This is a genomic window from Halomicrococcus pelagicus, from assembly GCF_050954125.1.
Genome location: NZ_JBPBWC010000016.1, coordinates 95,512 through 115,254, shown reverse-complemented (window position 1 = coordinate 115,254; position 19,743 = coordinate 95,512). Strand labels below are relative to the sequence as shown.

Here is a 19,743-nt window from a genome sequence, read left to right as displayed (position 1 = left end):
AGTGGCCAATACACCGAAAGCGTCTCCGACGACGAAATTCTCGCCTTCCTCGATAATCAGAACGGCGCGGGAACGGTCGACGTCGCGGATGCGTTCGACTACAAACAGCCGACCGCCTACCGACGTCTGAAACGCCTCGAAAATGAAGACCGCGTTACAGGCCGCAAAATTGGTGGGTCACTACTGTGGGAAACGACCGATACGTGAGCCTTGGCTAGAATCAGCAGTAAACAATACTGAAACGGGACGAATATCGAAGATTTTGACAGAGCCGGCGTGAGAAGGTTGCTATTCGCGGGCCAGATCGTCGTATATCTCGCTGTGCTCGTCGATGTCCTGACGCGTGATAAGGCGGATGAGCTGCTGTCGAGCCTCCTCCGGGGAGAGGTCAGCAGCCGCCTCGGGGGAATCGTCAGTTGCCATTGTTGTTCTCTGTTGGCTCGCTACGCTCATAATCGTTCTGCTCGCTGTTCTCAGACTTGGAGAGCCCGCTGCCGATGCGGTCAAGCCATAGCTGGTACGTCGCGTCATATTCATCGGGAAGCTCTGTCGTCGTTTCCCTGAGGTACTTGAGAACGTCTGATTCTGCGACGGCGGTCTCGTCTGTGGCAAGTCGTTTGAGGATGTCTTTGATTTCCGGGCCGTAGTCCAGGTCATAGCCGTTCAACGCGTAAAATGAGACCGCGGACGCAAGTGCGGTCCGTTTGTTGCCGTCGACGAACGGATGGTTCGCGACGAGAAGTCGCATCAGCTGGAACGCTTTCTCGTGGAGCGTCTCTGGTTTCTGGTCGAAGTGGCCTTCGCAGACATACTCGACAGCATACTCAACGTCTCCGGCTGCCGAAACACCGGGTTCTGTCTCGGCATTCGTTTCGACAATGACCTCGTGAATCGTGAGGATGTCAGCGACAGCGAGATACTCGAATTCCTCGTCTGGACCGCTCATTACCAGAGTCAAGCACTCGAAGACGTCTAAATGGTGCTGATTTTATCAGTCCGAGTGCTCGGGGCGGTGTGACCAAGAGGGCGCGGGCCCGTACAGGTGTTCGTCAGTGTCGTCAGCGTACGGCATTTCTTCAGGTGTTTCGAGGAGTTCGAGATAGAGGCCCCCACTCCACGCGACAATACACATAGGTCAAGCCCGCTGTCGGCCCGTCCTCGTTTGTCTGGGGCTCGTCCAGCATCGTGACGTCGTCACGGCTGGCCAACCCGTCTGTCGCCGTGTCGATATCGTCGACCTGGAGAGCGAGATGCGTCGCGCCAACATCGGAGTTGTCCGGTGCTGTTTCGTCTTGATCGGGGGCGTCCCACTCGAATAGCTCGAGATTCATTGTCGGGCCGCAGCGCAGCATTGCAAGTGAGGCGGTCGCATCGGGATGCACGTCGAGCCGTCGTTCCATGGTACGCCCCTCAGAATCACCGAATGGGCCTTTCCGATAGAGTTCGTCACAGCCGATAGCATCAACGAAAAACTCGACTGCATCGTCGAGATCAGGGACGGTGATGCCAACGTGATGGACGTTTTGCGCGGTCAACGGATGGTCGTCAGCCATAGTACGAAATTCAGACGACGGAGTACATAGATTACTTGCGGAGGAGGACAATTCCGTCGCCGATTGCATTTACTGGCTCTGCGAGCACCATGTCGAAGCCGATACTTTGAGCGGTGTCAACTAGCCACTTCTTACTGATGAGATATTCGTCATCACGATCAACGACATTCTCTCCAGCCTCGAGTTCATGTTCCCGCGAGTATTCGCCGGCCGCCTGGGCGTTAGACACGGCACAGTCTGTCGCCGAGCGTGCCGACACTATCACCAACTTCGATGCCTGGAAGCCAGCCAGCGACGACACAAACGCTTCGGACGATGAACTACGAGACGACTGGTACCGCGATCTCGTCCGGTGGCTCGAAGACATCGCCCGGGCAAAGCACGCCGGCCGCACCTACGTCACCGAACTCCGGCGTGGCGACGACGAACTCGACCAAGCCAACAATGAGGACACAACGGCGTTCGATGCGCTGCATGCCGACCTCCACGACGCCCTTGAAGCAGTCGACAAGCTGCCGGCGGATGTGACGGCCGACCTCATTAACCGGCTTGACGACGAGTACGTGGCCGTCATCACGAACGAATAGCAGCCAGCCACGCCAGCGATGGTCGTCCCTGCGCCAGTAGCGGCAGCGCTCGCCTACGTGACGCGGCATCATTGATGAGCAATGAGAATATACGAGTCCAATTCGCGGAGTGGGTGCGGCATCGTCAGTGCGCTAGTATATTTTTCAGCTAGTTCATATTTATTGGCCTCGTACTCCTTTCTATGCGTGACGCAGTGATTGTACTGGATATGGTGAATGACTTCGTGACGGGAACGATCGCCGCCGAACGTGCGCAACGAATCATCCCGTCCCTTCGAGACGAATTACTTCCGGCAGCCCGTGAGCATGGGATTCGCGTCATCTACGTCAACGATGCCCACCGGCCGGAAGATCTCGAACTCGAAGTATGGGGTGAACATGCGATGCAGGGAACAGAAGGAGCAGACGTGATTCCAGATCTAACACCGACTGAAGTAGACGACGTGTTCGCAAAACGGTTTTACGACGGATTCCACGAGACGGGACTCGACCACCACCTACGTAGCCTAGGCGTTGACCGGATTATTGTGACAGGCCTACATACAAACATGTGCGTCCGCCATACGTCCGCTAGCGCGTTCTTTCATGGCTACGATATCGTAGTCCCCGAAGATTGTGTGGACGCATTCTCGGAAGACGATCACGAACGCGGACTTGAATACCTCACAGACGTCTACAATGCCGAAATATCGTCCGCTGCCGATATCAGCGACGAATGGGAGAACAGAGCGACATAGCGTTTCCAGCAGTGGGGCCAGGGCAAATCACCAGGCAGACGGAACCACCGCCACCGTCGATCGCCGTGACGACACAGACATCACCGCCATCGCCGACAGCCACCAGCCGTGTCCACACCCAGTAGCAACGGTGCTCGCCCATGCGGCCCATCAGCTTGCCGGAAGCGACTCTCTACACTGCTCCGGCACCGGCAGCCACATATCAGTCGGAAGAGTACTACGGTCGAGATGCGTCCAGCACGGTTTGTGACGCTGTGTTTCGTGTATAGTGGCGTGCTCTTGCTAGTGCAGTCGCTGTTCGTCTATCACGTGCAACTCGACATCGTGAGTTTTGTGCGGGTTGGCGTTGCGCTGCCGTTTCTTGGAACTGGTCTTGAGCGGCTCCGTCGGCCAGCGGTAGAAGAAGACAACCCAGCAACCTACGGGCCGTTCGTATACACGATAGCGGTCCTCTGTCTCGCCCTGACAGTAATCGTGCTTGCGCAACTGGTCATCGTTTAAGAGCCACGATACTGCGATCAACGCAGATAGATGGTGAGCCGTGACCGATAGCCATCGCTGTGACGGTACTGCTAACGGTTGCGAGCTTCGAATCGCGACCAGCACTGTTGTACAACACGATGGACCACCACAGGACACAGTACCTGACGGGCGACCAATGAGAGTGATATCACTCGCTGAGTGTCGCCACGGTTTAGACACCGAGTGTCCAGTGAAACCGACGCTCACCACCCCAAGACACCCCCGGTCGCGAGTGATATCACAATCACCGCAGTTGTTCTCGTCCACACTCTGCAACCATCCATGGGGCCGGTGGAAACAACACGAGACGCTTACGCCAGCTAGTCGTCGATTGCACGCAGAACGAGAAACCACACGCAAAGCGGACAGAGAGTGCCGTTCCGGACTCCCTCTAGTCGTCCCTCACTCCAACGGCTGTCGTACGGACATCTAGAGTCACGAGCCGTATAAAGGTTGCTCGTATAGACAGTTATATTAAATTTATATACATAGAAATCAGTATGTGGTTTCAACCGGTGTTACCGCAGACGAGCATGGTCAGCGGGGAGTTCCACCCCCGCCCCGAGGGGTGGTGTCGGCGTGAGTTGGACGACGAGATCACCCTTCGTGGTTGTATTGTTCGCCGGGAGGGATCTTACCATCATCCAAGGATTAATGAAATAGCTATGCGATGGTGGTGGTATGCCTGATAGAGTAACTCTACCAAACGCTTCTGATGTGGTCGTTATTGGAGGCGGAATAATGGGAGCAAGTACGGCATTCTTTTTGTCGGCCCAGACGGATCTTGATGTGACACTCATAGAAAAAGATGGGATTGCGACTGGGTCGACAGGTAATTCGTCGGCTATTCTACGCCATCACTACGGCGACCAAGCAATCTACAGTAAGATGGCGTGGTGGAGCCACCAGTTCTACCGGGATTTCGAGGAAGAAACAGGAGAGGTGATTGCTCATGTCGATAATCCGCTAGTGCGATTTGGACAAGAACAGACAGAGCCAGGCGAGTATGCCGAGGCAGGCTACGATACGCTTCGGTCTCTCGATATTCCGACCACTAGATTCGAGAGTGATGAACTATCGGACCAGTATCCGATGATTGAGGACGTTGAGTCCTTCGACTTCGGGATTTCGGACGATACAGCAGGCTTCTCTGATGGGGCTGATGCTGCCAATGGCTTCGCTAGAGCAGCACAACAGAATGGCGCGACAGTAGTAACAGGAGTCGGCGCTGAGACGCTTATTGTTGAAGAGGATTCTGTGGTTGGTGTGAAGACCGAGGCTGGGAATGTCGACTGTGAGACTGTTGTCGTTGCTGCGGGGCCGTGGACACCGAGGCTAGCGGAGAAGGTGGGCGTTGATATTCCGATTACGACGACGCGTGAGCAGGTCTTGATTCTTGAGCCGCCGGAGGGGTACAAAGATGAGTATCCGTCATTGTTGCCGACGACGGCGCAACCGGGTGGTGATTGGTATATTCGTCCGGACTTTGGAGATGGTATCCTGGTTGCCACTCATCATACAGACGAAGAGGTGAACCCGGATCGCTATGATAACAATCCAGATGAGGAGATGATTCTTGAGTTGACGGAGCATCTTTCCGGCATGATTCCAACATTAGGCGATGCTGGGCTACGTGGACAGTACTGTGGCGTATATTCTTCGACTCCGGATCATGACTTTATTCTTGATCAGGCAGGGCCAGAGGGATGCTATTTTGCCTGTGGGTTTTCAGGCCATGGGTTCAAGCATGGGCCTGCAGTCGGTAGGATCATGACTGACCTCGTGGTGGAGGGGACGACGGACATGGTGGATGCAGGTTTCTTCTCTCTTGATCGGTTTGAAGAATCTGATTACGGGCATGGCAGAACTGCTGACGATATCTAAGCGATTCAGGTGAACAGAGAGCTATGACAGACGTTCCTGTTATCGAACCGAACTATGCTGTCGATCAAGCTCTTGAAGACAACGAGTTTGCAGCGGACAACGAGTCAGTTCGGGTTCTTGGATTCCCGAAACACCTGTTTGAGTTCCACGTTGAGATCGATCGCAAGGTGCTCGAAAATCGGGAGACGACAATGTCTGTTACAGTCGATCTTTTGACTGGGACAACAATGAAAAACGACGTGTATCCAACGTTGGAGTCTCGATCTTTCTCACAGGAATCCCTCCTGAATCCCCGGGTAGATAGAGCAACAGCAGCAGATAAAGCCCACGCGCAAGTCCGTCGACGAGTCAATAGCTGGTATAAAACATTCAGCACCCCTGAGATCAGTATTAGCCAGGACAATCAAGCGTTCAAGTTATTCTGGCTTGTTCCCTCCTTGGCATCAACCAGCGTGACGCTAGTTGACACAATAACGGGGGAAGTCACTGCTCGTGACGTCCAGGTAGACGAAGTCACAGAAGAAAGCAATGTCTCTTCAGTGAACTGAGAAACTACTCGACAGTGGAAAGATCAGCTAACTTAGTCTTTGAAAGGTAGGTTGACGCGATTTCTTCGTCTGTTGCAGCAACTAACGTCTCTGTGTCCATCGTCGACGAGACCGACTCAGATGAAGCTTGGCGGCCTCGAGCGAGATGAATTTCCTCCTGTAGTGGTTTCGCGATTTCGTTGAGCTCGTCTTCAATGACTCCTTCACGGCGTTTTGGCGGGCCGGTGAAGAGGCTAACAAGAATGATCGCTAGCAATGCGAGGGTGAATGCAGGGAGCAGCTCGTAAACGTCGAATAGCATAAACGGACCACCGGAAAGCTGATTCCAGACGACGGTTGTGACGAGACCCGTCACCATTCCAGCGATGACACCGGCTCCAGTAGTTTTCTTCCAATAGACGGATGTGAGGAGGGCGGGACCCAGTCCTGCTCCAAGCCCAGCCCACGCGAACAGGATCGTGGTATGAACTGACCCAGGCGTTGTGTATGCCCAGACACCGGCGAGAACGCCAAGAGCAATAACGGACACTCGGTTTGCTATCAGGATTTCCCGATCGCTGGCGTCGTTGTTGACGACACCGTTGTAGACGTCTTCGCCAAAGGCACTGCCCGCGACTAATAGCTGCGAGTCAGCTGTGCTCATGATAGCAGCGACGCTTCCTGCAAGAAGGAACCCGGCAAGCCACGGTGGCAGTGTTTCGAGGATCATCATTGGCGCGACTAAGTCCTGATTCTCGATGCCAGGAAGCATGACGACGGCACCCAGCGAAATTACGGGAATACCGATTAAGGCGACAAGCATGAAGACGATCGCGACGACCATCGAGAAGCCGGCTTTTGACGGTCGTTCCATCCCCATGTAGCGGATTACACCATGAGGCTGGCCGAGCCCGCCGAGAGCGATAACGGCGATTGTAGAGAAGATCAGGAATTCGTATGGTGTCCGTCCACCAGTGAAGGAAGTCATCTCGGGGGTTGCAGCATTGTTGAACTGCGTCATAAGCTCATTCGGGCCACCGACTGTGAGTATCACAGCGATGGGGACGATAATTGCGAACGCTGTCATCAGGATAGCTTGGAGAACGTCCGTGAACGACGATGCTGTGAATCCACCCATGACGGTATAGACAACGACAACACTGAGAGCGATGAAAAACCCGAGGTCGTAGGAGAGGTCAAATCCAACGGCGATTGCGCTGGCACCAGCGAGCAGCTGGCCTGCTATGTAGCCAGTCATGAAAATGCCGATAACAAGCGTACTTGTCAGTCGGATCAAGTTGCGGGAATCACTATGTCTTGCCGAGAGAAATCCAGGAATAGTCAGTGAATCTAAAAGACGTGAGTAGCGGCCAATTCGCTTCGCAAGAAGTCCCCAGGTGACGATTCCTAATGGAATTTGCCAGACCATCCACCAGAGCGACGATACTCCGTTCGCGTATATCAGCGCAGGAAATCCGACTACCAACCAGCCGCTCCACAAACTGGCTTGTTCGCTAAGAGCAGCGGTGACGACGTTCAGTTTCCGGCCACCAAGCAGATAGTCAGATGCCGTTTCAGTTAATCGGCCACCATAGACGCCAATCGCAAGGAGTACGAGAAGGTAAATGATGAATTCCGCGTAGATGATCGCGCTAACCACGGTCAACACCGTCCTCGGAGCGAGTCGTCCCTTGTGCGTTTCCAAGAATCGTCTCGTCTGATTCGTGGAAATAATGAACGTACAGTAACGCGGTTCCGAGCCATACCACTACGTTTGCGCCGAAAAACATGAGGAGCTTTGCCCATGTTAACATAGCCCATCGATAACACTACGATAACAAATAAGTTAGGGTCAAGGTGAAGGACGAGGAACGGTTACAGCTGGTATCCTTTCCAGAGAGGAGCGAAAGAGACGAGGTTCCTATACCTATTTCAGTGAACGACGTCGCGCTTACTTACGCCGACTACCTGTCGATTCATCGGTTGGTCCGCTACGACGAGATGTTCGCGTCAGTATTGAATCGCAAGTTGGCCGGACTCGCTGGAAAAACCTAGCAGGAATATAACGAGACTAGTCGCCACGAATTGTAATAAGCAAAATTATATTTACAATATATTTAGGTTGGTACAAGGTGCTAACCCTAGTGGCGTATATGCCTCGATAAGATTATAGTCCGTCATCTCCTAATCACATCTCCGGCGTTACCACGTTAATCCGATCGGTGAACATGTCTTCAAAACTCGCGATGAGCGTGTTCTGCGAAATTGGCCGATAGTCATAGGGAAGCACGAAAAATTCGGACCGATTTTTCCCATCTATTTCGCTGCGACTGCAAGGGGGACGCTTTTGACGTCAAACACGTGTTCGTTTCCGATGACTTTGTCTTCGAGTCGGTCCATCCGGTCGGACATCGTCTCGTACAGCTGTTTGTCTTCTCGGGTTGCGTCATCGCGTTCTGCACGGACCTTCGCGTAGTGGAGTCGGTTGGAGTGGAAAACGTCCCAGTAGTCGTGGCGCTCGCCACTGTCTCGCCCGACGTATGATAGTTTTTCAAATCTAGCCACACGTCTTCGGGCGGTGGCGAGAGCCGTTTTAGATGAGTTGGGAGTCGTCGCCCGTGCGTTCGATCACTTCTGCCGGGGATCTCATCGGTCCTTTCGACGATCCAATCCATCTCATCCTCCGGCGGATAGTGCATGTGCTGGCCGTCCTCACAGCTTCGAACCGCCAGCACACCGTCGTCGCGAACGTGCTCCCAGAGTAGCGAGAGCACCGACTCCTGATTCGCAATATGGTGGAAGAGATAGCTGGCGAACACGATATCGAATGTCCCAAGATTGGCCTTACCGAGGTTGTTCACGGCCAACCAGCGGTACTCAATATTCGGCGCTGAATACCGGTCTTTCGCGATCTCTAAAACATCCTCAGCCTCATCAATTGTAACGACTTCGAACCGGTCGTCATTGCCGAAGCGCGACTGGGTGACGGTTCCATACCCACAGCCAGCGTCCAGGACGGAGTACAGTGGCTCAAGGCCGTTTTTTGGAGTCGCTTGACAATGCGGTTGATGTTCCGCTCGTCCTGCTCGCGGTGCATCGCCGCCGACAATTGCGCCGTTCGTGATCGACTTCGAGATCGTACTCGCTCGGGTCCTTATGGTCGTCGGACCCATTTGAGGCCGAGTCCGACGGCGAGAGATAGTGACCGTTGCTATAGTACGTGTCTGCTTGTAATGAGAAGGATCACAGGCTTCGAGGTGATCAAGAGGAACTGCCTGTCAATGAACTCGCTGGACAGATGCTATTACATAATTCAGGATATAAGGATATGTACGGATGGGTCTTTATATAACTCAAGTTACCATCAATGGTTACATGTCACAAATAGGTACGTACCTTCTTATTGGACTGGCAATATTCCTCGGTGTCGTCGCCATCCTTGCCTACAAGGGATGGCAACAAACGAACGACATGGCCGACTTTGCGATTGCAGGCGCCACGCTCGGCCCGTACGTTCTCGGAGCTGCATTCGCAGCTACATTCTCAAGTGCGGCTACGTTCGTCGGCTACTTCGCGTGGTCGTACGACTTCGGCTACGCCAACATCTGGATCTTCCTTGCACTCATTTTTGCTTCGCCGCTCGCACTCATCCTTTTCGCAAAGCGAGTGCGAGAAATCAACGTCGACATGGAGAGTGTCTCGCTCCCTGACTGGATCGGCGCCTACTACGACAGCCAGATAATGCGCGTCGGGGTCGCCATCGCCGTCATGTTCAACTTCTTCTACGTTGGTGCACAACTCACAGCCGGCGCCCAAATTTTCGAGGTTCTCCTCGGCTGGGATTACCAGACCGGCCTCGCCTTCATCGTCGGCCTCGTCACCCTGTACGTCCTGGCCGGCGCATCCTACGCCGACATCTACACTGACGCCTTCCAAGCTCTCCTGATGGCTGCCCTTGGGATCATTGTCTTTGTATCTGGCTTCTGGACGCTCAATGCAAACGGACTCCAGCTATTCAGCCATGTAACAGCTGAACTGTCTGCTCAAGACCCCAGTCTTGTCACGCCGGTCAACAAAGATTCGGCCATCTACTACAGCGGCCTCGCTATCGCCGCCATCTTCTTCCTTGAATTCGCGTTCACAGCCCAACCACAGCTCTTCAACAAGGTTCTCGCCCTCGACAACCCGAAGAACCTGCGGAAGATGATCGGGACGTACCTCATCCTGATGACCGCGTTCGTGCTCATCATCTTCGGCGGGTTCTACTTCCGCGTTCTCAACCCCGGTATTGAGGCCGCCGACCAGAGCATCTTCCTCTACGTGCAGAACTACTTCCCACCGCTTCTCGGTGCTAGCCTCGGACTCGTCATCCTGTCCGCCGCGCTCTCGACGACCGACGGCCTGTACATCGTTCTCTCCACGGCCGTCGCAAACGACATCTTCCTCAAATTCCTCGTCGCAGAGGATCATATCGAAATGGACGATGACCGCGCCGAGCGCGTCTCCCAGTACCTCGCACAAGTAACGATCGTCCTTACAGGCGCAATCGGGTACATCCTCGTTCTTAATCCTCCCCAGTACATCGGTGAGCTTATTTGGGTTGGCATCGGCGGCGTCGCCGCCGCAACCGTCGCCCCGGTGCTGTTCGGCATCTACCTCCCGGACTTCGTCACCCGCAAGGGCGCTATTTCCTCGCTGTTCAGCGGCGTCGGAGGCTACGTCCTTATCAGCCAACTCTACAACATCAAGAGCATTTTCGTCCAAGGCAGTGCTGCCGTCCTTCTCTCGATGGGCGTCATGCTGGCTGTGAGTGCAGCCACCGAACAGGAACCCAACGTGGCGGGGAACGGACTCGAAACGACGACGACCCAGTCGCCAGCCAGCACCGGCACGCAACCAACTGATGACGACTAACCGAAAGGAAAACAGCATGAATATCATGATAGCACTCTGGATTGCAGGCACAGTCCTCTCACTAACCACGCTCTATGGGCTTCTCCGTGTAATGTACGACTAGGCAGACACCACCCCCATCTACGGTTCCGACGCACCGACAACAACCAGACTATCGTCTGGATTTCTTTGCATGCTCGTGTCAGCACTGTAGCAGTGTTCTTGCTTGGCTCCTGAACGATGCAAACCGGCGTAGTGACCGATGTGGCGTCCCAGATGACGTCCGTCCCTATCTGCTTTCCTCCGTATCGCCGGACTGTTGCTCGAACGCTCCTGCGACGTGCAGTGCTCGCGCATCATGGAACTGTGGAGCAACCACCTGTACGCTGATTGGACGCCCCTTGGCGGTGCCAACGGGCACGGTCACTGCGGGATGACCCGTCATGTTTAGCGGCGACGTATTTCCGAGCAGCCACATCATCTCGTCCGTCGTCTTGATACGGCCACGTTCGGGCGGAAGCGTTCGGATCGTCGGCGTAACAAGGATATCGACATCCTCGAACGTTGCCTCGAGTTCCCCTTGGAAGCGAGCAGCTTCGCGTCGAGCCGCGGCATACGCCTGTCCGTCGGTCTGTGTATCACTCAGTGCCGCCGGAAGAACGCGCTCTGCAACGTGTGCACCGAGCCCAGTAGTCTTCGCAGATGCAATTGCCGCGCGCAGTTCTTCGTGGGGCGGTGCTGTATCACCACGAATCACGCCCGATTGCCTGAGGTACCACGCGAATTCAGTGCTGCCCGCAAGCAGATACGCCTGTTCGATCCAGCCCTTCGAAACCGAGACCGACTTTGTCGAGAACGCATCTGCTGGAAGCTGCTGGGATGCCTCACGGACACGGGAGGAAACCTCACTGCGTGATCGGTCGAAAAACGGCTCCAACAATCCAATCGTTAGCGTCTCGTCCTGATTCAATACATCGACAGCGGCAGTAAGCGACGCGCCGCCCTGGGACGGAGTCGAGGCCAGTTTCTGTTGGTCGGCGATTACGCCGAGTGCTGTTGCTGCCGTTTCGACATCCCGTGTGAGCGGTCCAGTAGTATCGAGCGACGGGGCAAAGTGGACAAGTCCATCGCTTGGAACGAGCCCGTACGTCGGTTTTGCACCAACGAGACCCAGACAGGCAGCCGGAATCCGTACGCTCCCACCCGTATCGGTTCCGAGCGCCAAGTCGACTGTGCCGGCTGCTACGGCTACTCCGCTCCCACTCGACGATCCGCCTACCACGTGACCTGATGCGACGGGATTGTCGATCCTGCCATGATCCGAAAATTCCCCGCTTGGGCCGAATGCAAACGCATCCATGTTCGCTTTCCCAACGAGTTCGCTACCAGCATCGAGTAGGCGTTCGACAACCGTCGCGTCGAATGATGGCACAGTGCTGAAGGCCTTCGATCCACACGTCATCTCGAGGTCCCGTACGGCGAGATTATCCTTGACTGCTATCTGGTAGTCTGCAATCGGCCCCGTTGTGGTCCGCTGTCGTGGTATCGAGTAGACATCGAGTAGTGCATTTTCCTCATCATTTGCTCGCTCTCCATCCGAATCCTGGGTCTGCGCCTGAGCATATGCTGATTCCGTCTCTGTTACCAGCGCCGTGGCTACGTCGCATGCCTCATCAAGGACATCTGTTGATACATCGAATCCAAGTTGATTCGCGACACGTTCAGCACGTGCGCGACTCAACGACTCGGTCGTTGCATCACGGCTGTTAGTCATGCGCCAGCCATTACCGTGAATCGTACTTCAAACATCAGATGGAGGCAAACGAAAACACGAAGATGTCGAGTTTCTCAACAACGCGATTAAATCGCCTACAGACAAGGGATTAGTCGACCAGCGGTTCTGCGATTCCTTCGCTGAAGAATTTCGAGTAGTAGGTTTATTCGCCATCGTTAACGTCTGTGAATCATTTCATTCCGATTACGTTCTGTGCCGCATAGTTAATCGAGGACAGATCGAACGTGAGGGATTCAGAGACGAAGCAAACGGCTTCGTTCTAACCGAAGACGGACAGACACGATTTCGATGCTGTGGTAGCTTTAGTGACTCTTGGGACGATAATAAGAGCACTAGTAATACGTAGTCAAATCATTCATCGATCGGGAGTGGCACCGCGACCTTGGCGAGTTGGAGTAGCCGACGAGGAAATCACTGCGATTATAGTACCAGGTGACGATACAGCTGCGTCAAGTGGCACGGTCGTGGTACGGACGACACGTAGTTCTGCGAAAGTATGTGACCAGTGAACTGGATGAGGCCCCATGCGTGGCAATCCGCTTCCGAACTCCCATCCGGTGATAGCATTCAGCGAGCGTACTAAATACACAACGCGTATCGACCGCACTTACCGACCGCGGATGACTGTCGACTGGAACCCTCCGGCCGTTCTCGGTGAGAGGACATGCTCGGTCAGCCCCTTATTCCATACGGGGGTTTGGCCCCTTCGGTACGCGGATGACGTTGTACTCTGCGTTCCCCCGGGTCTGCGATCCCGAATCGTGCGCTTGGAAGCGAGTAGGGCGATCCATTGGACTACGAAAAAGCCAGGGATGCCAACAGCTTTGCCGAGGTAGATAGGAGTTAAGTCGTTAGATCAAGTGCAGCAGCAACGTCAAGAAGTCCTGCACCAGCTTCAGCCGCTGAAAGACCGATATCTTCGGCAGTCTCTTTAAGTTGCTGAACTGTTTCACCTCGTGACAGTCCATTTGCCATAAGCTGTGCACTCGCACCCGAAACATGCGGAGCGGCCATTGACGTTCCTGAAAGCTGTTTGTAGTCACTCAGGAAGGTCAAATAGGTTGAACGAATATTCTTTCCAGGAGCAGCTAGATCGACTTCAGGACCAGTCAAGGAGAATGATGCAATAGTATCATTTTGTGTTGTAGCACTGACGCCGAGAACATTCGGATATGCGGCTGGATACCCGACACAATCCGTACATGGACCGCTATTTCCAGTTGCTGCAACGAGCAGTACTCCCTGATTGTATGCATACTGGCAGGCGTCCCGGAGAAGATTCGAACTCGAGCCACCGAGACTCAGGCTGGCGACATCCCATCCTTGGTTTGCTGTATATTCGATGCCAGCAGCAATATCAGAGGTACTACCCGCTCCAATCGCAGTTAATACTTTTACTGGATGGAGAGTGGCTTCCGTACTGACACCAACAACACCCCGATTGTTGTTCACGGCATTTGCAATGCCTGCACAGTGAGTTCCGTGTCCATTATCATCCTGCCAATCTGGATAAAGATCATAGTTAGTGGTCGAGCGACGGGAGTGAATTCGACTTTTTTGTTGGTCACTGAGTAGATTACCCATTCCATAGGTGAATGAATCTCCTTGGCCAAGATTGGCGCCTAGGTCTGGGTGAGTACTATCAATGCCTGTATCGATGATAGCGATATCTGCATCGGCACCTGTTTTGCCCTTCTGGTGTGCGACCTCTGCATCGACCCGATCGACACCCCATGGAAGGGACTGTCCAAGCGCCTGCATCTGGTGATCGCGTTCGATATATCGAATCCCTGGTTTGTTTCCGAGTGTTGAGAGACCTTGCTGAGAAGCAGCCCATTCCGGTAGCTCAATCGTTACTGCATTGAATTCGAATGTGCGAGCAACGTTCGATGCTGCTTGAATGGCAGCGTCGAGGCCACGCTCGTCTTTATAGCCGATATTCACTGGAACGATAGCACTTGGGTCAATACCAAGAAAACCACTGAGTGAGGCAGTACCAGTGACTGCAGCACCAGCTTTCAGTAGCTGTCGACGACTGTTCCGTGATGTATTTGATTGTATCTCTGTCTCAGTCATTATTGCTATTATTTCAGGATGAGTATATTATAGTAGAATATATTAATATTCCCATATTATGGCTGCAATAATCCTCAGATCAGCAAAAATTCTAAATGTAGTGTAATAATCTACCACGTCACTACTGGTAAATTCGTAGTCCATCTCAAGGTCGGCCACACAACGCATTCAATTCGAACGCTGGCTTGAGAGGCGCTAAGATCTGCCTTTACTCCCTTCATGTAGTTTTCTTATAAAGATAGAGGTACGTACCAGTAAATGCAACAATTGCTTCAGCGACTTTCGCAGTAATAGAGAGTGGGTTGATTGGGCCATCCATTACGAAGAACGCGATGATGGTTGCAAGTGCATATCCAACGGCGATAAGATACAGCTCACGACGCCAGTACCGGCTCACGAAGAGAATCACGCCGCCGATGAAGCCAAGTCCATTGAGATAGAATAAGATACCTGTCAGTTGATCGAATTCCATAACTGTTGGTGCGAGAAATAGATGAATGCCGGCTGTAACAACTGCTGCGAGGATCGCGATATAACCGATACGATTCGATGGAAGGCTAATCAGAGATTGTGCGTCATGGGTTTCGGTGGACGAGCGCGACATAGAGGAAATCTCGTGCGAAGATTATTAAAAATTTCTATGGTAGAGCCCAATATATACCCTCAGTAAATACCTTATCTTCAGCTTCAGCGCGTAGAGAAGCCAAAATATTTGTGAAAAAGCGACTATGGTGAATCAGTCCAGTTCGCACAAGTTGCCGCTCGTAACAAAAATCGACTAGTGCAACCCTTGTTCATCGGATTTAAGCAGGGGAAGTCCGAAGCGCAACTATGGCATCAATCGACCTTACGCCGAGTCAACAAACAATACTCACTGCGCTCACGAATCTGCATCGCGACTCAGAAGCTGCAGTCAAAGGTGAGACGATAGCGAAAGAAATCGATCGAAACCCTGGTACGATCCGCAATCAGATGCAGAGTCTCAAGGCGCTCCAGCTCGTTAAAGGCGTTCCGGGTCCGAAAGGTGGGTACAAACCGACTGCCGCCGCCTACGAAGCCCTCGATATTCAGGAGCTCGATCAACCAGCATCGGTTCCGTTCTTCCATGACGATGACCGCGTTACCGACACAAATGTGGCAGAAATCGATCTCTCAAATGTTCATCATCCGCAAAAGTGCCGTGCTGAAATCCACCTTCGGGGCTCCATCCGCGACTTCCATGAGGGTGATACGGTGATAGTCGGCCCGACGCCACTGTCAGACCTCATCGTCAAGGGGACGGTCGACGGAAAAGACACTACGAACAATCTTCTGATTCTCAATCTCAAGGAGATAATTGCTCCAGCTGAACAGAAAGAGTAAAACTAATTTGAATTTTTGATGCATGTCTTCGGTCACTGTGACTGTGACCGACTCAGTGGTTGGACCATACTTGGTCACGTTCGCCTGTCAGTGGGCCTGCTCGGAGAGCTCATAATCAATCAAGTCAATAGAAAACTCCGGAGAGTTTGCAGCAGTGACGTAACCGTATATGTGGATTTATTATAAATATCTCCATCAATGTGACCGTCTTACCTGCAGAGCTGGCAGAGAACCGAATACGGACGGGGTCAAGATGCAAGAGGGCCGGAGAACAGGAAGCACACAACCCGTAATGACTCTCTTCAGAGGTGATCGTCGGGCGGAAGCCCCATGCTCGAAGGCAATACCCGACACCATTTCCTAATCACCGCTTGGAAAAATAGCTAGTGGTTGCATGCAAACTTCCTCATACGCTCGATAAGCGTGACGGCAGACAAGGTGCAGAGTGAACACGAGGAGACGACCAAGGCCATCCAGGACAAGTAGACGGCCTTGCCGAAAAGAAGGAGGAAAAGAAAGCTCGTGTGTGAGCGTCGGTGTCGCGGATGATCAACCTCGTTCGAGACTACGATAGCGCCGAAAGCGTCGATGATGAGTCGCCGGATCTTGCGGCAAAAGTAGCAAACGCAGGCCGCCAGCGCTTCGAGACAGTCGAGCGGGCCGAGCAAAACACGGAACTGGTGGTCTACGAGTAGCGTGCAGAGTCCGAGTAGGTCGAGGAAACATATTCTCGACGTACTGGAAGCCGGGCAGAAAATCGCAAAAGAGAACGATGTGATGAGAGTGCGGATGGACTATTGGACGGTCGCAACCCACTATGGGTGTGCGTCCACAAACGACGGCTCTCGCGTCATGGAAGAAATGGCCGAGCGCGTTCCTGGCGTGACCCTACAAAGAAAGTCGGACGTTGTCGGGGGACGACGCGATGGGTATAGGTGGCCGGCATATCGAGATCTCGGTCGCTGATCCTAATCTCACCGGCTGGATGCGAGCCCACGACGACACCACGGGAGGGAACTACCCACGACTGAGGGGCGTTACAACAGTGTAATCACGAGAGGTCAACGGCGGCTGTGACAGGAGCAAGTGCAAGTGCCGCAAGCTGTGCCGGTGCTGGCGCTGCAGGCGGGGCGGGCGGCGGCGCCTGCTGACAGGCCAACGACAGTCGGTGCTCGGATAGCCACCTATTTCGCTCTCCAAGCGCGTCGTCCGCTTTATCTAAGTCCCGAGCGTAGCTGCGACCAATGGCAACGCACTCCGCGACAGAATCCTACGGTGGTCTCGTGTACCCGATTGCTTTCGTTTTCAGCGCCCTGTTTCTATAGTGAGCGTCTGCGTTCCTTCGGTCGTAGCTTCGACCAGTAGTTCGCGACCACGGTTCGTCTCACGGGTCTCGTAGTCCGTCTCTGCCCCATTCAGCATGACCGACATAATCGTTTTGTCCGCCGGGACGACGTGGCCGAGAACGAGTTGTCGGAGTGTGAGATCGGGCGTTACCGTTGTCCGGTAGGTCTGTTCTTCGGCGTGTGCTGCGACGGCGACTGAGCCGTCGCCCAGCCGGAGGTTCTCTACACTCGCCCCAGGCCAGTGCGCTGGAACTTGCGGTGTTACTTCGAGTTTGTTCCGACCGAGATCCGGTCGGACGCCGAGATGCTGATGGACGACCGGCCAGACAGTGCCGTATGCGCCCCATGCCTGGAGGACCATAGCGCGTTTCTCGAACGGTATGTTGATGGATCGCCTGTAAGCTGGAGAGGGCGCGATTTCAGGCATTGCGCCGGGTTGTTCGTCAGGGTTTGGGAGCTGGAGTTTTGTATTCGCGTCGAGGTACCGGCCCTGCTGGTCCGGACCAAGACGGCCGTAGTTGCCTTCTCCGACTGCCATCACTGCCGAGTTGAGGGTGAAGATCTGTTTTTCTGTGCTTTCTTTTGTGCCGTCGAACTGGGCTTGGTCGCAGCCTGGTGCGCCAGTGTGGTAGAGTCCCTCGTTAGTTCGATGGGCGACGTTCTCGTCACCGCCGCTGTAACACGTTGATTCTCGGACGTCGAGAGCAGCGTGACCGTGGTCGGCGGTTGTCAGGCCGGGGATTGGCTGCTTGTTCCGCCGGAGTTCAGCCTCCATTGGTGTAGTCCCGATCCAGTGACGCTGGTACACCCGCTTTCGTCTGGATTATCGAGTGACCCTGCGTGCTGTGGTATCTCCGGAATCCACCACGCCGCCTCGAACTTTCGGCGCATTTCGTCTGCTTTCCGCTGAGCCCACGAGAGGGTCTGGCCGTCGCCTTTGCTCCGAGCCATGTCGGCGAGGTCGTAGAGGCCGCGAATCGTATAGACGGCGACGTCGAGTTTCTCGGCGCCCATCCCCTCACGCTCGACGTTGCCGTGTCCCGTCGGCCAATGGTCACCATCCGCATCGAGGTGTTCGAAGAGGTACTTCATGCTCCGCTTCGCGAAGTCGTACAACTCATCGCGGAACTCGTTGTCGCCGGTCCATCGCCAGAGAAGCGCAACTGCGCTCGGGAACTTCGCCGTCTCGTCGGTGTTGCCGGGGTCGTCGTTCGCGCCGAAATACAGCGAGCCGTTGGTAACTACTTCGTGGATCACCTTCCCAGAGCCGTCGTTGATGATTTCGCTGGCGTCCCGGAGTGCTAAGAGGTGGTCTTTGATAGGCTTGAACTGACCAACTGCGACACTTGCGTAAGCCGTGTACTCGCCGTCGGTTCCGAACAGCCACGGGGAGTCAGGGAAACCAGCGCCGAGGAACTGAATTCTGTCCAATGCGCCCGCCGGTTCGGGGTACGCTTTCCCCTCCTGGACGTCCCGCAGTTCAAGATCGGTCGCTACCTGCCGCGAGTCGGCGAGGTTTTGCTTGCTCCAGTTGACTGATTGCTGGAGGCGGTCGTCGGGAAGGTCAAGCCGCGTTCGCTTTTGTCGGGAGAGTCGGTCGTTGACTTTCTCGTTGAGGGCTTCTTGTGGGTTGTCGAGGAGCGCAGCAAGTTCGTCGCGCGCGGAGTCCGGCCCTGTCGCGGAGCCAGCTACTGCAATCCATACCGTCGTCGGTTCGTCACTCCGGACGTCGACCTCGTAGGTGAGACGACCACCAGCGCCTGCGTCGAACTTTGACTCGTACGACTCCTCAGGACCGCGGAATTCGGCGCCTGTGTCGTGAGCCGTCGGGTCGTTTGTCGCCCCAACGACTGCGGCCCAGTTGTGTTTTGTGCGTTGTCGACGGGTGGAGTTCCGATTTCGCGGAAGACTAGTCGCTGACCGTCGAACGACGCCTCGTCGTTGAGGTTGAACGTTTCCTGACTCGGCGTTGTCCACCCCCAGGGGTAGGCGCTCATGAGTTCTGACTGCGCCTCAACTGTCAGGGTTACCGTTCGATCCGTATCAGCGTTGAGTTCGAGCCTGAAGAGTGCTCCTCGTCGGCCGTCCGGAACGATGTCGGTGCGGCGGATTGTTAGATTGTCGTGTTTGAATGTCAAGGTGACATGGCCGTAGCTGGACGTGAACTGGGTTGCCGCGTTGAGCCAGTTATCGTCGACGCTGAACCAGAGTCCGTCGAGAAGTTTCAATGGGGGTGCCCAGATACCGCCCATCTCACCTTCGATGTGCCATCCCATCGGTGGGAAGCCGCCTGCTTCGGTACCGATGACATAGGCTCGTGTTCCGGCGGTTACGTATCGCCGGTCAGGGAGTCGATCTGTTACTGAGAGCGCCGGTGCACCTTCACTGGTCGTTTCTTTCGCTTCACCGGTTGACGCTGAGGAGGTTGACGACGCAGTTCCGTTCGTTCCTACACTGGTTC

The 19,743-nt window shown here is 54.4% G+C and carries 20 protein-coding genes and 1 pseudogene; 10 read left to right on the top strand and 11 right to left on the bottom strand.

Annotation, left to right across the window (positions count from 1 at the left end; translation table 11 throughout):
- Positions 1-207: transcriptional regulator (locus tag ACRYA2_RS21095; protein ID WP_433632754.1), on the top strand; the 207-nt coding region annotated here is incomplete at its 5' end.
- 81 nt (positions 208-288) lie between these two features.
- On the opposite strand, the gene ACRYA2_RS21090 is transcribed toward ACRYA2_RS21095, so the two are convergent.
- The 3 genes from ACRYA2_RS21090 to ACRYA2_RS21080 form a co-directional block, all read right to left on the bottom strand.
- Positions 289-423, bottom strand: a complete 135-nt coding sequence (locus ACRYA2_RS21090; protein WP_433632751.1) for a hypothetical protein — start codon at positions 421-423, stop codon at positions 289-291.
- Positions 413-946: a type II toxin-antitoxin system death-on-curing family toxin gene (locus ACRYA2_RS21085; RefSeq protein ID WP_433632749.1), complete on the bottom strand. Its 534-nt coding sequence runs from the start codon at positions 944-946 to the stop codon at positions 413-415. The genes ACRYA2_RS21090 and ACRYA2_RS21085 overlap by 11 nt, the downstream gene beginning before the upstream one ends.
- A gap of 130 nt (positions 947-1,076) precedes the next feature.
- Positions 1,077-1,553, bottom strand: coding sequence for a VOC family protein (locus ACRYA2_RS21080; RefSeq protein ID WP_433632746.1), 477 nt, complete (start codon positions 1,551-1,553; stop codon positions 1,077-1,079).
- 113 nt (positions 1,554-1,666) lie between these two features.
- On the opposite strand from ACRYA2_RS21080, the gene ACRYA2_RS21075 reads away from it, so the two are divergent.
- The 5 genes from ACRYA2_RS21075 to ACRYA2_RS21055 all read left to right on the top strand — a co-directional run bounded on the left by ACRYA2_RS21075 (position 1,667) and on the right by ACRYA2_RS21055 (position 5,831).
- Positions 1,667-2,140, top strand: a complete 474-nt coding sequence (locus ACRYA2_RS21075; protein WP_433632744.1) for a hypothetical protein — start codon at positions 1,667-1,669, stop codon at positions 2,138-2,140.
- Positions 2,141-2,322: 182 nt separating this feature from the next.
- The gene (locus ACRYA2_RS21070) at positions 2,323-2,877 is read left to right on the top strand and encodes a cysteine hydrolase family protein (protein ID WP_433632742.1); all 555 of its coding nucleotides are present in this window, start codon (positions 2,323-2,325) and stop codon (positions 2,875-2,877) included.
- 309 nt (positions 2,878-3,186) lie between these two features.
- A complete protein-coding gene (locus tag ACRYA2_RS21065; protein ID WP_433632739.1) occupies positions 3,187-3,378 on the top strand; it encodes a hypothetical protein in 192 nt (63 codons plus the stop codon).
- Positions 3,379-4,080: 702 nt separating this feature from the next.
- Positions 4,081-5,283: an NAD(P)/FAD-dependent oxidoreductase gene (locus ACRYA2_RS21060; RefSeq protein ID WP_433632736.1), complete on the top strand. Its 1,203-nt coding sequence runs from the start codon at positions 4,081-4,083 to the stop codon at positions 5,281-5,283.
- 23 nt (positions 5,284-5,306) lie between these two features.
- A complete protein-coding gene (locus ACRYA2_RS21055; RefSeq protein WP_433632733.1) occupies positions 5,307-5,831 on the top strand; it encodes a hypothetical protein in 525 nt (174 codons plus the stop codon).
- Between the two features lie 4 nt (positions 5,832-5,835).
- On the opposite strand, the gene ACRYA2_RS21050 is transcribed toward ACRYA2_RS21055, so the two are convergent.
- Both ACRYA2_RS21050 and ACRYA2_RS21045 read right to left on the bottom strand, forming a co-directional pair.
- A complete protein-coding gene (locus ACRYA2_RS21050; protein WP_433632758.1) occupies positions 5,836-7,470 on the bottom strand; it encodes a sodium/proline symporter in 1,635 nt (544 codons plus the stop codon).
- Positions 7,471-8,126: 656 nt separating this feature from the next.
- On the bottom strand, positions 8,127-8,375 hold the full coding sequence (locus ACRYA2_RS21045; protein ID WP_433632762.1) for a hypothetical protein: 249 nt from the start codon (positions 8,373-8,375) through the stop codon (positions 8,127-8,129).
- A gap of 32 nt (positions 8,376-8,407) precedes the next feature.
- Between ACRYA2_RS21045 and ACRYA2_RS21040 the strand changes: the two genes are divergently transcribed.
- On the top strand, positions 8,408-8,575 hold the full coding sequence (locus ACRYA2_RS21040; protein ID WP_433632760.1) for a hypothetical protein: 168 nt from the start codon (positions 8,408-8,410) through the stop codon (positions 8,573-8,575).
- A 6-nt stretch (positions 8,576-8,581) separates the two neighbouring features.
- Here the strand turns inward: ACRYA2_RS21040 and ACRYA2_RS21035 are convergent.
- A pseudogene (locus ACRYA2_RS21035) lies at positions 8,582-8,983 on the bottom strand (class I SAM-dependent methyltransferase); the annotation flags it as partial.
- Between the two features lie 202 nt (positions 8,984-9,185).
- Between ACRYA2_RS21035 and ACRYA2_RS21030 the strand changes: the two are divergent.
- Positions 9,186-10,724: a sodium:solute symporter family protein gene (locus ACRYA2_RS21030; protein WP_433632730.1), complete on the top strand. Its 1,539-nt coding sequence runs from the start codon at positions 9,186-9,188 to the stop codon at positions 10,722-10,724.
- 268 nt (positions 10,725-10,992) lie between these two features.
- Here the strand turns inward: ACRYA2_RS21030 and ACRYA2_RS21025 are convergent, their stop codons facing one another.
- From ACRYA2_RS21025 to ACRYA2_RS21015, 3 genes are all read right to left on the bottom strand, one after another.
- On the bottom strand, positions 10,993-12,477 hold the full coding sequence (locus ACRYA2_RS21025) for an amidase (protein ID WP_433632727.1): 1,485 nt from the start codon (positions 12,475-12,477) through the stop codon (positions 10,993-10,995).
- Positions 12,478-13,341: 864 nt separating this feature from the next.
- Positions 13,342-14,574 (bottom strand): S8 family peptidase, encoded by a 1,233-nt coding sequence (locus tag ACRYA2_RS21020; protein WP_433632724.1) that lies wholly within the window; start codon positions 14,572-14,574, stop codon positions 13,342-13,344.
- Between the two features lie 217 nt (positions 14,575-14,791).
- The gene (locus ACRYA2_RS21015; protein WP_433632722.1) at positions 14,792-15,178 is read right to left on the bottom strand and encodes a DUF7475 family protein; all 387 of its coding nucleotides are present in this window, start codon (positions 15,176-15,178) and stop codon (positions 14,792-14,794) included.
- 227 nt (positions 15,179-15,405) lie between these two features.
- On the opposite strand from ACRYA2_RS21015, the gene ACRYA2_RS21010 reads away from it, so the two are divergent.
- Both ACRYA2_RS21010 and ACRYA2_RS21005 read left to right on the top strand, forming a co-directional pair.
- Complete coding sequence (locus tag ACRYA2_RS21010; protein WP_433632719.1) at positions 15,406-15,936, top strand: Rrf2 family transcriptional regulator; 531 nt, start codon at positions 15,406-15,408, stop codon at positions 15,934-15,936.
- A 545-nt stretch (positions 15,937-16,481) separates the two neighbouring features.
- The gene (locus ACRYA2_RS21005; RefSeq protein WP_433632716.1) at positions 16,482-16,631 is read left to right on the top strand and encodes a hypothetical protein; all 150 of its coding nucleotides are present in this window, start codon (positions 16,482-16,484) and stop codon (positions 16,629-16,631) included.
- A gap of 610 nt (positions 16,632-17,241) precedes the next feature.
- On the opposite strand, the gene ACRYA2_RS21000 is transcribed toward ACRYA2_RS21005, so the two are convergent.
- Positions 17,242-18,057: a hypothetical protein gene (locus tag ACRYA2_RS21000; protein WP_433632714.1), complete on the bottom strand. Its 816-nt coding sequence runs from the start codon at positions 18,055-18,057 to the stop codon at positions 17,242-17,244.
- Positions 18,012-19,259 carry a glucosidase family protein gene (locus ACRYA2_RS20995; RefSeq protein WP_433632711.1) on the bottom strand — a complete coding sequence of 416 codons (1,248 nt, stop codon included), beginning with the start codon at positions 19,257-19,259 and terminating at the stop codon, positions 18,012-18,014. The genes ACRYA2_RS21000 and ACRYA2_RS20995 overlap by 46 nt, the downstream gene beginning before the upstream one ends.
- Between the last annotated feature and the right edge of the window lie 484 nt (positions 19,260-19,743).

Excerpts from the sequence above, each read along its gene's own strand:
- ACRYA2_RS21090 (WP_433632751.1), bottom strand. The coding sequence starts at position 423 with ATGGCAACTGACGATTCCCCCGAGGCGGCTGCTGACCTCTCCCCGGAG.
- ACRYA2_RS21085 (WP_433632749.1), bottom strand. The coding sequence starts at position 946 with ATGAGCGGTCCAGACGAGGAATTCGAGTATCTCGCTGTCGCTGACATC.
- ACRYA2_RS21080 (WP_433632746.1), bottom strand. The coding sequence starts at position 1,553 with ATGGCTGACGACCATCCGTTGACCGCGCAAAACGTCCATCACGTTGGC.
- ACRYA2_RS21070 (WP_433632742.1), top strand. The coding sequence starts at position 2,323 with ATGCGTGACGCAGTGATTGTACTGGATATGGTGAATGACTTCGTGACG.
- ACRYA2_RS21060 (WP_433632736.1), top strand. The coding sequence starts at position 4,081 with ATGCCTGATAGAGTAACTCTACCAAACGCTTCTGATGTGGTCGTTATT.
- ACRYA2_RS21055 (WP_433632733.1), top strand. The coding sequence starts at position 5,307 with ATGACAGACGTTCCTGTTATCGAACCGAACTATGCTGTCGATCAAGCT.
- ACRYA2_RS21040 (WP_433632760.1), top strand. The coding sequence starts at position 8,408 with ATGAGTTGGGAGTCGTCGCCCGTGCGTTCGATCACTTCTGCCGGGGAT.
- ACRYA2_RS21030 (WP_433632730.1), top strand. The coding sequence starts at position 9,186 with ATGTCACAAATAGGTACGTACCTTCTTATTGGACTGGCAATATTCCTC.
- ACRYA2_RS21025 (WP_433632727.1), bottom strand. The coding sequence starts at position 12,477 with ATGACTAACAGCCGTGATGCAACGACCGAGTCGTTGAGTCGCGCACGT.
- ACRYA2_RS21020 (WP_433632724.1), bottom strand. The coding sequence starts at position 14,574 with ATGACTGAGACAGAGATACAATCAAATACATCACGGAACAGTCGTCGA.
- ACRYA2_RS21015 (WP_433632722.1), bottom strand. The coding sequence starts at position 15,178 with ATGTCGCGCTCGTCCACCGAAACCCATGACGCACAATCTCTGATTAGC.
- ACRYA2_RS21010 (WP_433632719.1), top strand. The coding sequence starts at position 15,406 with ATGGCATCAATCGACCTTACGCCGAGTCAACAAACAATACTCACTGCG.
- ACRYA2_RS21005 (WP_433632716.1), top strand. The coding sequence starts at position 16,482 with ATGATCAACCTCGTTCGAGACTACGATAGCGCCGAAAGCGTCGATGAT.
- ACRYA2_RS21000 (WP_433632714.1), bottom strand. The coding sequence starts at position 18,057 with ATGGAGGCTGAACTCCGGCGGAACAAGCAGCCAATCCCCGGCCTGACA.